Source organism: Thiosulfatimonas sediminis (assembly GCF_011398355.1).
GTDB lineage: Bacteria > Pseudomonadota > Gammaproteobacteria > Thiomicrospirales > Thiomicrospiraceae > Thiomicrorhabdus > Thiomicrorhabdus sediminis_A.
This window is the reverse complement of sequence record NZ_AP021889.1, coordinates 30,986-46,010: the sequence shown is the minus strand read 5'-3', so window position 1 is coordinate 46,010 and position 15,025 is coordinate 30,986. Positions and strand designations below refer to the sequence as shown.

Here is a 15,025-nt window from a genome sequence, read left to right as displayed (position 1 = left end):
GTTGAATAAAGCGCATTTTCTATCGTAAATATTTTTTATAAGCAGTCATTTTTTAAATGGCTGTTACGCTTTTAACAATCAAAAATGCAACTTTTAACTTTAAAAACCGTCATACATTAGCATTTACTGTTTTATGAACCATAAAATAAAAGTATAATTAAAAGATTAGAATAAGTGGTATGCTTAGGCAGGGTAAAAATTACGTACCACTGCAAAATAATTTTTGAGGTTTTAAAATGTTAACGCGTAAATTTATAGTTGCAGCACTTACATTGAGTGCGCTTAATGGTAATCAAGCAATTGCTGGTGACAATGATATTAACAGCGTTAATCTGAATCAGGCGCAATTTGCCGATTTCGCTGAAAGCGTAACCAATGTATTTGCATTCAAAACTTTATTGCCGGGTGAACCACTGGGGGTTTTAGGATTTGATATTGGTATCAGCGCTACATCAGCCGAATCCAAATTCAAATTAAATAACCAACAAACTGACAACAATCACCGTGTCAATTTAGTCACCGTAAATGCCCAAAAAGGCTTACCTGGCGGGTTTGATATTGGTGTGCAATACAGCAAATTACTAGACAGTGATGCCTCCAGCATCAGCGGTGAATTACGCTATGCCATCTTAGAAGGCGGTGTTGCTTACCCAAGTTTTAGTGTTGGCGGTCAGTACTCACAAACCTCGGGTATCGACGCTTTAGACTACCAATCATTTGGTGTAGATTTTGGTGTTTCTAAAGGTTTTGCGAATATCACCCCTTATGCCAATATCGGCATGGTTACCTCGATGGTTGACCCTATCTTAAATACCACTTTAAAAGAAGAAAAACCGACCTTGATGAAAGTCTCTGCCGGGTTAAATATCAACCTATTTGCATTTGATATTTTGTTTGGTTATAACCAAATTGGCGATAACAACAACTACTCAATTAAAGCTGGATACCGTTTCTAAGCAGACAAAAAATAAACCAAAATGGCAGAAGCTAATGCCGATTTATTTTTGTCGCCTATTCAGCATTGTCTACTAAGTAACAACCCATAAAAAAACCGACAAAATGTCGGTTTTTTTATGGGTAAAAATTATCGATACAAAATTAATCGCTCATTACCAATGGCGACTCCTCCGCTTTTTCTGGGCGCTGATATTCAAACCAACTATCTAACTTTTGCCAAACTTCAACCAACCCATCACGTTTCAACGAAGAAAACAGTTGCGCTGTAGCATGCGGATACTGCTCTTTTAACTGCTGTCGAAGTTTCAATAAACTGGCTTTAGCTGGGCCTTTTTTTAATTTGTCTGATTTGGTTAATAAAATATGTACCGGAAGATCTAAGCTTAGGGTCCAATCAAGCATTGTGATATCGATTTCAGTCGGCGGCATACGCGAATCCATTAAAAGTACAACCCCTTTCAATTGGGGGCGCTTTTCAATGTACTCGCTTAATCCAGCTTCCCAAGCACGTTTGACTTTAACATTCACTTTTGCAAAACCATAGCCAGGTAAATCGACTAGTGCGCGTTCGGCATCCACGGTAAAGAAGTTAATTAACTGCGTACGTCCTGGGGTTTTACTGGTTCTCGCCAAGGCTTTCTGCGAAGTAATTACATTTAAAGCACTCGACTTACCGGCATTAGAACGCCCGGCAAAAGCCACTTCATACAGTAATTCAGGCGGACATAAATCCAAGGTGGGTACACTTTTTAGATACTGGGCTTGCTGATATAGGGGATGCTGCATACAGGCTACTTTAAGACTTTATCAATTGTTTGCAAAATTATATACTCTATCCTATTTTTTACTAAATCGATCCACTAATAATTGCACGGATAATTCGCTGAAAGCCGGATAAAAAGGCACTTTCAACGATGAAAAACGAAAAAGTTCGTATGCTAAACAGTTATTGACCCCACTGAATTGGCAGAATTTTTTGCGCCCAAAAGCGTGAAACAATCGATTTTCCGTCCAGTATAAATTAATTTTATTTATGGATAATAATTTTAAGTGCTTCTCTCGAAATACTTAAAAGTTAAAGGCATATAAAAACATGAGTAACGCACAAACCGCCGGCAACAAGACACCTAAAAAACCAAATCAATTTATGAATTTTTTAGGTTCAATGAATTTAGCAGTCACCTTATTGGTGATGCTCTCGATTGCATCGGTCATCGGTACCGTTTTGCAACAAAATCAATCTTTTCAAGATTACATCCTTAAATTTGGTCCCTTTTGGACTGAAGTATTCAACAGTTTAGGGTTGTTCCAAGTCTATGGCGCTGCATGGTTTATTCTTGTCTTAGTTTTCTTACTGATTTCGACCAGTGTTTGCGTTAGCCGAAATGGCCCTGGTTTTTTGAAAGACATGAAACAGTTTAGTGAAAAGCTGTCACAAACCGCAATCAAACATCAAACCAATAACAAGCAATTCACTACCGAAATTTCTCTTGATGACCAGCAGAAAGTTGCTCAAATCGTTTTGGAAAAACAAGGTTATAAAACCAAAATACACCAACGTGAAGACGGCTCAGTAACCGTTGCCGGTTTAAAAGGACGTTGGAATCGTTTAGGTTATATTTTTACTCACGTGTCGATTATCGTTATCTGTATCGGCGCCCTTTTAGACAGTAATTTACTGCTGAAATACCGAGAGCTAACCGGCAGTTTAATCCCAGAAACACGCACCGTGAGTTTGGACCAAATTCCAAAAAGCGCTTGGGTTGGCGAAGAAAACATCTCTTTCCGTGGCACGGTGAATATTGGCGAAAATCAAAAGTCTGACGTATTGTTTCTACCTTATGAAAATGGCTTTTTAGTCCAGCAACTTCCATTCACTATTGTGAATAAAGATTTCCGCATTCAGTATTACGATACAGGGATGCCTAAAACCTATGAATCGGACTTGGAATTATATTTGCCAGGTCAAGATGAGCCTATTCGTAAAACGATCGAAGTCAACAAACCTCTGTATTTTGAAAACTATGCGATCTATCAGTCCTCTTTTGGTGATGGTGGCACAGAACTTAAACTGAAAATTCACCCGCTTTTAGCGCCGGCTGTTGCTCCTTTAGAGCTTGATACAGCGGTCAATAAAGTTGAACCTTTAAAAACACCAATTGGCAAATTCCGTTTAGAAATTGATGATTTCCGCAATTTCAATATGGTGCCGATGAGCGATGAAGAAAAAGCAGAAACCGGCCGTAAATTTCACAACAATGGCCCTTCGATTACCTTCAAAGTGCGTAATGAACAAGGTAAAGCGTGGGAATATGAAAACTATGTGATGGCGAATAAGCAAGAAGGTCGTTATTTCTTTATGACCGGTATGCGTGAATCGGCTGCCGATCAATTCCGTTATCTGTTTATTCCGGCGGACGCAAAACGCAGCAAAGCGCGCTTCTTCAAATTCTTAGCGTTATTAAATAATCCACAACGTGTGTCACGCTCTTTCCAAGAACAATATCCGTTTAGCGAAGGAATGGATCAGCGTACCTATGGATTACAATTGCGCTTGGTAGAACAGTTGATGACAGTGTTCCGTCGTTCAGGTTTCAGCGGCATCACGGATTTTATTAACACTCAAGTGCCTGAAGCGGAACGTGAAAGAGTAAGTGATTACTACTTTGGCCAAACGACATTTGCCCTACAAAGCGCTTATATGGGATTACTTCGTGATGAAGGTGTGGTGCAATCTATCCAAGACGAAATCAGCGACTTTGATAAAACATGGTTTGAGGATGCCTTAACAGTGATCTCTAGCTTGTCAAAATATGGCCCACCAATGTATTTTGAAATTGATAGTTTCAAACAAATTCAAGCGACTGGCTTACAAATCACCAAGTCGCCGGGTAAAGACATTGTTTATTTGGGAAGTGCAATGTTAATTATTGGTGTCTTCTTTATGTTCTATGTTCGTCAAAGACGCTTTTGGGTTAACATCAAGCCCGAAGCAGAACGATTGGAATTAACCTTAGCAGCTAAAGACAATAAAAATTTACCGGAAACAAAAACCGAATTTGACAAAATTTGTTCGCAAATTCAAACCGTTAGTAAACAAGCATAACAGTACAAAATAGTAGGTAACGACTATGCAAACACAAACCATCATGGATTCACTCCAAGAAGACAAAGTACCCTATACGTTTAAAGACTTCGTATGGATTGCTTTTGTTTTGATTGGCAGTTTCTTCGCATACACTCAATACAGCAGCCTAATGGATGTTTATGAAGTGGGTATTTTAATCGGCACAGCCATCTCATTGATTTGGCTAGGACGATTCTGGCCAAGCCTAATGACCATGAGTTACTGGGTAGCCGGCATGTCTCTATTAGCGCTGTGGACCTACAGCAATCACGGTAATGTCATTGAAGCAAAAGAGACCGCCTTCTTCTTGAAGTTCCTGGTTTCCAGTGAATCGGCAATCATGTGGATGAGCGCCCTATTCGTTCTGGCAACAGCGACTTATTTCTTGGCTCTTTTCAACAAGTCAGAATTCACCTACAAAACCGCTACTACTATGGTGTGGTCAGCCGTGACTTTCGGTCTAGTCGGCATGATGGTGCGTTGGCGCGAGTCTTACATCATCAATTTCGATTACGGCCATATTCCGGTCAGTTCGTTGTATGAAGTATTCATCTTGTTCGCAGTCCTAACCGGTCTGATTTACCTGTACTACGAAGTAAAATACAACGCACGTGCGCTTGGTGGTTTCGTCATGCTGGTTATCAGTGCTTCGGTCGCTTTCCTGCTTTGGTACCACTTCGATCGCGGTGCACATGAAATCCAACCTCTAGTTCCGGCATTGAAGTCTTACTGGATGAAGATTCACGTTCCGGCTAACTTCGTCGGCTACGGTTCTTTCGCGATTGCAGCGATGATCGGTGTTGCTTATTTGGTGACTAATCGCGCATTACAGAAAAACCCAAACAGCACTTTCGCTAGCAGAATGCCTTCGTTAGAAGTGATGGATGACCTGATGTACAAAACCATCGCTCTTGGTTTTGCCTTCTTCACAATTGCGACCGTTCTTGGCGCGATGTGGGCTGCTGAAGCTTGGGGTGGTTACTGGTCTTGGGACCCGAAAGAGACTTGGGCTCTGATTGTTTGGTTGAACTACGCAGCTTGGTTGCATATCCGCATGTCTAAAGGCTGGCGCGGTAATCCAATGGCTTGGTGGGCATTCATCGGTCTACTGATTACCACTTTTGCATTCCTTGGTGTAAATATGTTCCTATCAGGTCTGCACTCTTACGGTGAACTATAAGGAGTTTGGCTATGAATCGTCGTCACTTCCTACAATCCATCGGACTAACCGGTTTGGCGTTACTCGCGCCAAACAGTTGGGCGAAAGTCGAACTGATGACTGGCGTGCATTACAAAATACTAAAATCCCCTGTTTCCATCGCTCCAGCGAAAAAACAAGTGGTCGAAGTATTTGGTTATAGCTGCCCGCACTGTTATCACTTGGAAGAGAGCTTAAACCAATGGCTGAAAACCAAGCCGGAAGAGATTGAATTTAAGCGTATGCCGGTGGTGTTTAATAACCCAAATTGGATTTTCATGGCTCAAGTGTTCTTTACTGCACAAGAATTGGGCGTTTTAGAACAGTCGCATAAACCGTTTTTTGACGCCTTACACCGCGATAAAAAACCCTTGTTTAACGTCGATGCCTTGGCTGATTTCTATAACCAATTTGGTGTCGATAAAAAAACCTATAAAGACATGTTTAGCAGTTTTACTGTTCAACAGCACGTCCGTCAGGCAGGTAAGTTGACTCGTCAATACGAAGTAGAAGGTGTACCAGCGTTAATTGTTAACGGTAAATACCTAACCGACGTACCTATGGCAGGAAGCCGAGAAGCTCTATGGGATGTGGTCAACCAGCTAACCGATAAATAATTCGTCATTACTCCGCGAGGTTAAAATTTTCTTAACCTCGCCTCCTTATTTGCCATCAATATAAATTCAGCTTTTTCTAGTCATTTTATGCACGACAATTCATAATAACCCCTTCAAAATTCGATAAAATCGTCTAAAAAATACCAAATGGGAATCTTATGAAAGCCGCTGAACTGTTTGTGCAATGCTTGGAAAACGAAGAAGTTGAATACATTTTCGGCATTCCTGGTGAAGAAAATCTCGACATAATGGATGCCCTTCTCGATTCCAAAATTCGCTTTATCACCACGCGTCACGAACAGGGTGCAGCGTATATGGCCGATGTTTATGGACGTTTAACCGGTAAACCCGGCGTTTGTTTATCAACTCTTGGCCCTGGAGCAACAAACTTAGTCACCGGCGTTGCTGACGCCAATATGGATAACGCCCCACTGGTTGCAATTGCAGGTCAGGCGGCAACCACGCGGATGCACAAAGAATCACATCAGGTGGTTGATTTGGTCAGCATGTTTAAACCTATTACCAAATACGCCACACAAGTACTTGAACCAGAAACCATCCCAGAAGTCATTCGCAAAGCCTTTAAATTAGCGCAAGCGGAAAAACCGGGGGCGACTTTTATCGACCTACCGGAAAACATCACCGAAATGGATGTCAATGAAACGCCATTGCCATTTAGCGAAAACCGTCTAACCTTTGCCGATCGCGAACTGATTGCCAAAGCTGCCGATTTAGTTAGCCAAGCAAAAAATCCACTGATTTTGGTCGGCAACGGCGCTTTGCGCGGAAAAGCGACAGCGGACATTGAACACTTTATCGACACCCATAAAATCCCCGTGGTAAACACCTTTATGGCCAAGGGCGTCATTCCATTCTATAACCCAATGGCGATGGGAACTGCCGGTCTACAAAAAGGCGATTACGAAAACGGCGGTTTTGTTACTGCTGATTTAGTTATTTGTGTCGGCTTTGATATGGTCGAATATCATCCGCATCTTTGGAACCCAAACCGTAGCCATACAATTATTCATATCGACACCAAAAAGGCCGAAGTTGATAACAGCTATATTCCTAGCGTTGAGTTAATCGGCAATGTTGGCGCCAATTTGAAAGCCCTTGGCAAAGCCATTAAAGAACCGATTACCGAGACACATATCGCCTTTAATTTGCGCCAAGCGATGATTAACGAAATGAATCGATGCTCGCGCAGTGACGCCTGGCCGATGTTACCGCAAAAAATTATCTGGGATCTTCGCACCGCCATGCAATCATCAGACATTGCGATAAGTGATGTTGGTGCGCACAAAATGTGGATGGCGCGAATGTTCCGTTGCGACCAACCCAATACGTGTGTCATTTCAAATGGTTTTGCTGGTATGGGAATAGCCGTGCCAGGCGGCATAGCAGCTAAACTGGCGTTTCCCGATCGCGCCGTAGTTGCAGTGACCGGCGATGCCGGTTTTATGATGAATTCGCAAGAGATTGAAACCGCATTACGCTGCAATACACCGTTTGTTATTTTGATTTGGAACGACAGTCAATACGGGCTGATTGAATGGAAACAACGCCGCCGCTTTGGGCGCAGCGCCTACATCGATTTTAAAAATCCAGACTTTGTCCGCTATGCCCAATCATTTGGTGCCGATGCAGTGCGTATCGAAAAAGCCGAGCAACTATTACCCGCGCTACAAAAAGCGTTAAAAAGTCCAACCGTTACAGTAATCGACTGCCCGGTAGATTATTCGCAAAACGATCGTTTAACCACCCTTCTCGGCAATGTTTTATCAGAAATCGAGGACTGAGCACAGCATGCTCAAAGGATAAGTTATGTTATACGTAAAAAAAGATGCTGACGGCCGCATCAACGAAATTGAATTTTCACCAGAAAGCGGATTTAAAGAAATCAGTATTACCGATGCAGAAGTAAGCCGTTTTATTGCCGAATCCGACAATAGTCAAAAAATCATCTTCGAGTTACTAAACCGCCTTGATTTAAAAATGATTCGTTCGATTGAAGATATCGTGCAAATCCTAATCGACAAAGATTTAATGTTGGTTACCGACCTGCCTGAGCCAGTGCAGAACATCATGTTATTCAAAAAGCGCTTACGTCACCTTAGTCAAAATAACTCACCCGTATTTGAAGATGATGACATGATTCAACTCTAAGAATCTTAGTAGACTTTAAATCTTAAAAAAGACGCCATAAAGGCCTAATTTAAGGCCTTTATGGCATTTTTGTTTACTAGGGTATGCTTTTGTAAAAAAAGCGCTTAGCAGCCGTTAAACAAGCCATTCAGTCACATCTGATACCGGCTTGCGCTTAGCGTTTTGCGCACTACAATCGCCGCGTAAATGCCCCATATATAAGGCGCCGATTAATTCCACCTGTTCAGGCAATTGACCTATTGCTTGATAAGTCTGTTGCGCCTGTAAAATCGGCCCAGTGCTCCATTGCACTCCTATCCCTTCCTGCCATGCCATCAATTGCAAATTCTGAATAGCGCACGCGCAAGCGGCATAATCCTCTTTACGCACAATTTCATCTTGCGCAATGATTTGCCCAACTAAAATAATCCGAGGAAATTCATTAAATTTAGTCAAGGCTGAGGCATAAATCGCTTGATGGTTATCACTCCCAGCTTGCGCCCGTTTATCAGCTCTTAGCAAGGCATACACGGCCGCCAAATCTTGCTGAGTCTGTTCACCAAGAACCCAAAACCGCCAAGGCTGGGTTAATTTATGATTTGGCGCCCAAATCGCAGCCTCCAAACAGCTTTCAATTTGCTGATCCGTCAACGGCATTTGTTGTTTCGGATTAAACAGATAACACGTTCTACGCGATTTAATTAATTCCAATAATCCCGTCTTGTCGATACTCATTCAATCCCTTTTTACGCTCTGTTATGACAATCAATTTTCGTCATTTTAGAAATTTTTGCATGGATTACTAGCAAATCTTAGAAAAAGCACACTTTTAAAAAAATTTTTTAACATTTCGGTCCTTAACAAGCCCGCAAACCATGCAAATTCCGTACTTTGCCAGTATCATAAACAAAAAATTAAGCCGATTTGCACCAACCCTTGGGATAAGGTGTGTTGTTTTGTGGATAAGTAATGCTTTTTTAAAAATCCAAAAAGTTATCCCCATTTCACCCACTTTTATTCACATGGGTTATAAAAAGCCCTACACACAGCTTAATAACTGGTTAAGTTATTGATTTTTTTCTGTAAACTCAATTTATCTACAGAAATCTTAACCCTAATAGTAATAATAATAAGGTTTATATACTACAAATAATATTTTAGTAACACTCTCGCGTTACTCACAATATAAGTTAAATTAATAACAGGTAATATTTTTTCTATGACTTTAAGTGAACTGAAATACATTATTGCCGTGGCTAAAGAAAAACATTTTCGCAAAGCATCAGAAACTTGCTTTGTTAGTCAGCCCACTTTGAGTGTCGCGGTTAAAAAACTGGAAGAAGAATTAGGAATTATCTTATTTGAACGACGTAAGCAAGATGTGATCGTTACCCCAATAGGCAAAAAAGTCATTGCTCTTGCAGAACAGATTCTTGAACGCACCCATGACATAAAAACGATTGCGTTAGAATCACAAGGTGATTTGTCATCACAATTGAAAATCGGAGCTATTTACACGGTAGCACCCTATTTGCTGCCGCAATTTATCCCTGAATTTAGCAAACAAGCAGCCAATATTCCGTTGATTATTGAAGAAAATTACACACACATCCTTGCAGAAAAATTGCAATCGGGAGATTTAGATGTAGCGATAATTTCTTTGCCATTTCAAGAGCCTAACATCGAAACAATGGCGCTTTATCAAGAGCCTTTTAAGGTAATTATTCCTAAAAAGCATAATTTGGCAGGCAAGGATGGCAAAATTTCTTTAAACCAAATTAAAGATGAAACCGTATTGTTATTGGGGGCTGGACATTGTTTCCGTGATCAAGTCGTTGAAACCTACCCAAACTTGTTGCATATGAACTATCAAAGCGATCGTCTACAAAAGACCTTTGAAGGCAGTTCATTAGAAACGATTCGATATATGGTTGCATCAGGCGCAGGGATCTCGATTTTCCCATGCACTTCCCTTTCTGAGCGGGATAATGATTTATTTGAAATACGTGAACTAGCCCATAAAGACCATGCGAATAGAGTGGTTGCTTTGGCTTGGCGAAAAACTTTTCCACGCACTGAAGTATTAAAAGTTTTAAAAAACGTTATTAAAAATATTAATATTCCTTGCACTATTCCGATTGATAATTAAGTCTAAAAAAATGAAAAAAATACTATTTTTATTCGCGTTTTTAATGTTTTTGCAGTCAAAATCCTATGCAAATGAGTACGACTACTTGTTTCACGATGTCACTGTTAAGGCTAGTGATAACAAAATCGTTAACAACGAAGCCATTAGCAAAACAGATCCCTATGCTAACTTCAATCGCGAGATGTTCGCCTTTAATCTTGCTTTCCATGACAGTGTTGGACGACCGTTAAGTAATGCTTATCGCGAAATTCCTCGCCCGGCCAGATTGGGTGTAGAAAATTTTTTGAATAATTTGAATGAACCTTTTTCGATGTTAAATAGTTTTTTACAAGGTGACGTTGAAGGGGGGTTAACTGGTCTGATGCGTTTTGCTTTTAACAGTACCCTAGGAATTTTTGGCATCTTAGATATTGCTACTGAAATGGGATTGGCTTCTAAAAACGAAGATTTTGGACAAACTTTGTTTGTATGGGGGATTTGGCCAGAATCTAATTATTTAGTATTGCCGCTGTTGGGGCCAACAACAACACGAGGTTTTTTAGGAAATAGTGCACAAAGTATTGCAGATCCTTTGGAATTTTATCAACAAGTCGATTTATCTGATGAACAACGCACCTCCGTATTTGCTGCTTCAGGCTTCGTTTCCTATACCAAAGTAAGTCCGTTACTTGATGGTCTAATTGAACAAGTAGGGGCCTATGAGCTTGCGCGTGAGAGCTATATTCAGTTGCGAATGGGTGAGCTTTACAATGGCAAACCGCCAATTCCAGCATTAGATAACTTTAATTTTGACTAAAAATACGCAAAATAAACTCAATTGATTTCAAAAATATAAGAATTTAACTGAGTAAGGTAGTGATTTGTAATACCTCGCAAAAGCTTATGGACCGTAAAATTTGGTTTAACCATAAAAAAACCCGCTTAGCTAAGAACCTAAGCGGGTTTTTTATGGCACTTAAAAAGCGAACTTATTCCGGTTTATAATCCGGGGCTGGCTTAGCAATAAAACGTAACCAAGTTAGACCAATTACCGCAGCGATAACAGACGCAAATAAAATACCGGTTTTGGCTTCAACTAACATAATCCCTGGATCAACCCAAGCCAGTTCAGCAATGAAAATCGACATGGTAAAACCAATTCCACCTAAGAAAGCGGTACCAAATAGTTGACTCATACTCGAACCGGATGGCAGACGGGCAATTCCAAATTTAATCATTAACCACGCGACGCCAAAAATACCAATTAACTTACCGAGTACCAAACCACTGATAACACCAGCAGCAACTGGCTCAATCAATAAGGTATCCATTTCTGACCAATTGATGGCAACACCGGCATTCGCTAAAGCAAAAATCGGAATAATTAAAATACCGACAGGTAAATGCAAACCATGTTCTAAACGGTTAAGCGGTGGTTGTACGCGCTTAATGCTGGTTTCCATTTCCGCTAAAATCCCTTCGCGGTTTTCACACAACATATAATTTTCATCTTTTTTGTCATGTTTTTTGTATTGCTCGGTTAAATCATCCATATGGTCACTGAAAAAGTGTGGATTAAATTTTGGACGCGCAGGAATCGCTAAAGCAGTCAAAATACCTGCAATCGTTGCGTGTACACCAGATGAAAGCATTGCCGCCCACATCAAAATACCAACAATCGCATAAGGTAAAACACGGTGGATACCAAAACGATTAAATGCCAATAGCAAACCGAAAAGCGCAAATGCTGTACCTAAAGCAAATAAATTCAGATCTGCAGTGTAAAAGAGGGCAATAACGGTGACTGCACCCAAATCATCGACAATAGCCAAAGCAACTAAGAACGTTACCAGCGCTGGCGGAACGCGTTTACCCAAAATCATCAAGGCACTAATAGCAAACGCAATATCCGTTGCCATTGGGATACCCCAACCATTGACTGCTTCGGTACCGTAAGTGAAATAGACGTAAAACAGCGCAGGGAAGACCATTCCGCCAACCGCAGCACCAATCGGCAGAATCGCGTTTTTCGGATCGGATAATTCACCCACCATCATTTCGCGCTTAATTTCTAAACCGACAAGGAAGAAGAAAATCGCCATTAACGCATCGTTAATCCAGTGGTGCAGTGTTAATTTGACTTCAGCATCACCAAAGCTCATACCAAAATAAGTATGAAAAAAGTGCTGATAAGCTTCCGCATAAGCGGCACTATTCGCTAGGTAAAGCGCCAAAATGGTCATAAAAATCAGAATCAAACCAGTGGTCATCTGATGATGCAAAAAAGATTCAAATGGCGTTATGATTTTAGTGAATGGCCTTTCCCAAGGCGATTCTAGGTGATACTCTTTTTTAGAAAAGGGCATTTTCATATAACATTCCTGTGTTTCTAGGAAACTTAAATTAACATAGATAAAAAAAATTTATATCGGAAGGTATTTTACTGAATTTATTTATTTTTTATAGGGTTAAGGAGTTCCCCTTTGCCACAGTGGTTTTTTCGGTGTCATTTTCATAGTGGTAAAGCGCCACCAGAGACTACCTTACGTAACACAAAACTGGTATGTACGCCGCTCACCCCCGGAATCTTGGTAAGATTATTCAGCAATAATTCTTGATAAGCGTCCAAATCCTTCACCACAACTTTGAGTTGATAGTCGGCACTTTGTCCGGTGAGTAATAAACATTCAATCACATTCGGCAATTTTTGAATTTCGCGTTCAAACTCTTCAAAACGCTCTTTGGTGTGCTTATCCATCGAAATATGCACCAACGCCATCAAATCCAAGCCCAGTTTTTTTGCATCTAATTGCGCTAAATAACCGCGAATAATGCCACTGTTTTCCAAGGCTTTAAAACGCCGCAGACAGGCAGAAGGCGATAACCCAATCTGATCGGCGATCTCTTGATTGCTTAAACGCCCATGATTTTGCAAGGCATTTAAAATCGCTTTATCGTATTGGTCTAATTTCATCGCTACTATCAATAATCTTTAATTTTTCGCAATAGTCTGCGAATTATTTAGTTTAATTAGAATTTAATTGTGATTATAGACTTTATAAGTCAATTATTTGCAATAAAAATGCGTGTTACGCGCAGTAAAATAATGCCAAGATTAAAAAATTCGCATGGAATACCAAAATGACAATGAATCCTGCCAAATATCGCCGTAATCCAACACCTAATTTACCCGACCGCCAGTGGCCGAATAACCATCTTGAAAAAGCGCCGATTTGGGTCAGTGTCGATTTACGTGACGGTAACCAAGCTCTAGCCACACCAATGAATGTTGAGCAGAAGCTAAAACTTTGGCATGAGTTGGTGGACATAGGCTTTAAAACCATCGAAATTGGTTTTCCGTCGGCTTCGCAGCCGGAGTTTGATTTTACTCGCCGCCTAATTGACGAAAATCGCATCCCTGACGACGTTTATGTGCAAGTCTTGGTGCAAGCGCGTGAACATTTGATTGCGCGCACCTACGAGGCATTAAAGGGCGTTAAAAAGGCGGTAATTCACGTCTATAACACCACCTCAATCGTGCAGCGCGAAAATGTCTTTGAAAAGTCCAAAGACGAAATCAAAGCGATGGCGGTGCAGGGCGCAAAATGGGTGCAGGAATACGCCGAAAAAGCGTCTGCTGAAAATCCACAGTCCGAATGGGTGTTCCAATACTCACCAGAGAGTTTTTCGCAAACTGAAACCGATTACGCGGTCGAAGTCTGCGAGGCGGTAATGGGGGTTTGGCAACCGACAGTAGATAAACCCTGTATTTTGAACCTGCCGGCAACCGTGGAAAGCAACTCGCCCAACCGTTTTGCCGATCAGGTCGAGTATTTCATTCGCAATTTGCCAAATCGCGATGCGGCATTGATTTCGATTCACACCCATAACGACCGTGGTTGTGCGGTGGCGGCTGCCGAATTGGCGCTATTGGCGGGGGCGGATCGCATTGAAGGCACCTTGCTAGGCAATGGCGAGCGCACCGGTAATATGGATATTGTCACCTTGGCGATGAACCTATATAGCGAAGGAATTGACCCACAGCTGGATTTCAATAATCCGGAAAAATGGGTTGAAGTGGTCGAAGAAGTCACCAAAATTCAAACTCATCCGCGTCATCCTTGGGTTGGTGATGTGGTCTATACCGCTTATTCGGGCAGTCACCAAGACGCGATTCGTAAATGTTTGCTTAAACAGCAAGACAATCAACCTTGGAATGTCGCTTATCTGCCGATTGATCCGAAAGACATCGGTCGCGATTACGAAGCGATTATTCGCGTTAATTCGCAATCCGGTAAAGCCGGTTCAGCTTTTATTCTGGAACAGGAATACGGCTTGAATATGCCGAAATGGGTGCAGATGGATTTTGCCGGAACGGCACAAAAATTGGCAGAAGAGCAGGGCGGCGTGGTCAGTCATGTTGATCTGTTTGCCGCCTTCAAAACCTATTATAAATTCGGTCAATTGAATAACCGCATCGAATCGTATCAAGTCAATCGAGACGGCGATGTTGAAACTATAAGTTTACAGTTTGACGGTGAAACTTGGTCGGGTAATGGCAGCGGCACCCTAAGCGCTTTATGTGATGCCTATCAGCAAAAAACCGGCAAAAGCATAGATGTCGTCGATTACGCTGAACATGCGGTGCACATGGAAAATATGTCCAACGGCAAAGACGCCTTTGCAGTTGCCTATGTACTTCTGCAAACCGATGAAGGCAAAAAAGTCGGCGTCGCCACCGCACAAGACACCGTTTCAGCGATGATTCAAGCCACGCTTAAAGGCATTATGGCGAGCTAAAATCGCCTACCATCTATAACTAAACCACTCCGAATAGCAGTATTTTCTAA

General features: G+C 41.4%; 13 protein-coding genes. 9 read left to right on the top strand and 4 right to left on the bottom strand.

The window, feature by feature from the left end:
• The first annotated feature begins 236 nt into the window (after positions 1-236).
• Complete coding sequence (locus tag HRR27_RS00210; RefSeq protein WP_173269150.1) at positions 237-956, top strand: hypothetical protein; 720 nt, start codon at positions 237-239, stop codon at positions 954-956.
• A gap of 142 nt (positions 957-1,098) precedes the next feature.
• Here HRR27_RS00210 and yihA read toward each other — a convergent pair whose 3' ends face one another.
• Positions 1,099-1,743, bottom strand: coding sequence for a ribosome biogenesis GTP-binding protein YihA/YsxC (yihA, locus tag HRR27_RS00205; RefSeq protein ID WP_173269148.1), 645 nt, complete (start codon positions 1,741-1,743; stop codon positions 1,099-1,101).
• A 307-nt stretch (positions 1,744-2,050) separates the two neighbouring features.
• Here yihA and HRR27_RS00200 point away from each other — a divergent pair, with 307 nt between their 5' ends.
• From HRR27_RS00200 to HRR27_RS00180, 5 genes are all read left to right on the top strand, one after another.
• Positions 2,051-4,063, top strand: a complete 2,013-nt coding sequence (locus tag HRR27_RS00200) for a cytochrome c biogenesis protein ResB (RefSeq protein WP_173269146.1) — start codon at positions 2,051-2,053, stop codon at positions 4,061-4,063.
• 25 nt (positions 4,064-4,088) lie between these two features.
• Positions 4,089-5,264 (top strand): c-type cytochrome biogenesis protein CcsB, encoded by a 1,176-nt coding sequence (gene ccsB, locus HRR27_RS00195; protein WP_173269144.1) that lies wholly within the window; start codon positions 4,089-4,091, stop codon positions 5,262-5,264.
• 11 nt (positions 5,265-5,275) lie between these two features.
• Entirely contained in the window at positions 5,276-5,899 is a 624-nt protein-coding gene (locus tag HRR27_RS00190) for a thiol:disulfide interchange protein DsbA/DsbL (RefSeq protein ID WP_173269142.1), read from the top strand.
• Positions 5,900-6,057: 158 nt separating this feature from the next.
• Positions 6,058-7,701, top strand: a complete 1,644-nt coding sequence (locus HRR27_RS00185) for an acetolactate synthase large subunit (protein ID WP_173269140.1) — start codon at positions 6,058-6,060, stop codon at positions 7,699-7,701.
• 25 nt (positions 7,702-7,726) lie between these two features.
• The gene (locus HRR27_RS00180) at positions 7,727-8,068 is read left to right on the top strand and encodes a hypothetical protein (RefSeq protein ID WP_173269137.1); all 342 of its coding nucleotides are present in this window, start codon (positions 7,727-7,729) and stop codon (positions 8,066-8,068) included.
• A 114-nt stretch (positions 8,069-8,182) separates the two neighbouring features.
• On the opposite strand, the gene HRR27_RS00175 is transcribed toward HRR27_RS00180, so the two are convergent.
• The gene (locus HRR27_RS00175; RefSeq protein ID WP_173269135.1) at positions 8,183-8,782 is read right to left on the bottom strand and encodes a nitroreductase family protein; all 600 of its coding nucleotides are present in this window, start codon (positions 8,780-8,782) and stop codon (positions 8,183-8,185) included.
• 484 nt (positions 8,783-9,266) lie between these two features.
• On the opposite strand from HRR27_RS00175, the gene HRR27_RS00170 reads away from it, so the two are divergent.
• Positions 9,267-10,196, top strand: coding sequence for a hydrogen peroxide-inducible genes activator (locus tag HRR27_RS00170; protein ID WP_173269133.1), 930 nt, complete (start codon positions 9,267-9,269; stop codon positions 10,194-10,196).
• A 10-nt stretch (positions 10,197-10,206) separates the two neighbouring features.
• Complete coding sequence (locus tag HRR27_RS00165; RefSeq protein ID WP_173269131.1) at positions 10,207-10,992, top strand: MlaA family lipoprotein; 786 nt, start codon at positions 10,207-10,209, stop codon at positions 10,990-10,992.
• 172 nt (positions 10,993-11,164) lie between these two features.
• Here HRR27_RS00165 and nhaA read toward each other — a convergent pair whose 3' ends face one another.
• Complete coding sequence (gene nhaA / locus HRR27_RS00160) at positions 11,165-12,547, bottom strand: Na+/H+ antiporter NhaA (protein WP_197905418.1); 1,383 nt, start codon at positions 12,545-12,547, stop codon at positions 11,165-11,167.
• A gap of 140 nt (positions 12,548-12,687) precedes the next feature.
• Positions 12,688-13,149 (bottom strand): Lrp/AsnC family transcriptional regulator, encoded by a 462-nt coding sequence (locus HRR27_RS00155; protein ID WP_173269129.1) that lies wholly within the window; start codon positions 13,147-13,149, stop codon positions 12,688-12,690.
• Between the two features lie 167 nt (positions 13,150-13,316).
• Between HRR27_RS00155 and HRR27_RS00150 the strand changes: the two genes are divergently transcribed.
• Positions 13,317-14,975: a 2-isopropylmalate synthase gene (locus HRR27_RS00150; protein ID WP_425086059.1), complete on the top strand. Its 1,659-nt coding sequence runs from the start codon at positions 13,317-13,319 to the stop codon at positions 14,973-14,975.
• Positions 14,976-15,025: the final 50 nt, after the last annotated feature.

Excerpts from the sequence above, each read along its gene's own strand:
- HRR27_RS00150 (WP_425086059.1), top strand. The coding sequence starts at position 13,317 with ATGACAATGAATCCTGCCAAATATCGCCGTAATCCAACACCTAATTTA.
- yihA (WP_173269148.1), bottom strand. The coding sequence starts at position 1,743 with ATGCAGCATCCCCTATATCAGCAAGCCCAGTATCTAAAAAGTGTACCC.
- HRR27_RS00200 (WP_173269146.1), top strand. The coding sequence starts at position 2,051 with ATGAGTAACGCACAAACCGCCGGCAACAAGACACCTAAAAAACCAAAT.
- HRR27_RS00190 (WP_173269142.1), top strand. The coding sequence starts at position 5,276 with ATGAATCGTCGTCACTTCCTACAATCCATCGGACTAACCGGTTTGGCG.
- HRR27_RS00185 (WP_173269140.1), top strand. The coding sequence starts at position 6,058 with ATGAAAGCCGCTGAACTGTTTGTGCAATGCTTGGAAAACGAAGAAGTT.
- HRR27_RS00180 (WP_173269137.1), top strand. The coding sequence starts at position 7,727 with ATGTTATACGTAAAAAAAGATGCTGACGGCCGCATCAACGAAATTGAA.
- HRR27_RS00155 (WP_173269129.1), bottom strand. The coding sequence starts at position 13,149 with ATGAAATTAGACCAATACGATAAAGCGATTTTAAATGCCTTGCAAAAT.
- nhaA (WP_197905418.1), bottom strand. The coding sequence starts at position 12,547 with ATGAAAATGCCCTTTTCTAAAAAAGAGTATCACCTAGAATCGCCTTGG.
- HRR27_RS00170 (WP_173269133.1), top strand. The coding sequence starts at position 9,267 with ATGACTTTAAGTGAACTGAAATACATTATTGCCGTGGCTAAAGAAAAA.
- HRR27_RS00165 (WP_173269131.1), top strand. The coding sequence starts at position 10,207 with ATGAAAAAAATACTATTTTTATTCGCGTTTTTAATGTTTTTGCAGTCA.
- ccsB (WP_173269144.1), top strand. The coding sequence starts at position 4,089 with ATGCAAACACAAACCATCATGGATTCACTCCAAGAAGACAAAGTACCC.
- HRR27_RS00175 (WP_173269135.1), bottom strand. The coding sequence starts at position 8,782 with ATGAGTATCGACAAGACGGGATTATTGGAATTAATTAAATCGCGTAGA.
- HRR27_RS00210 (WP_173269150.1), top strand. The coding sequence starts at position 237 with ATGTTAACGCGTAAATTTATAGTTGCAGCACTTACATTGAGTGCGCTT.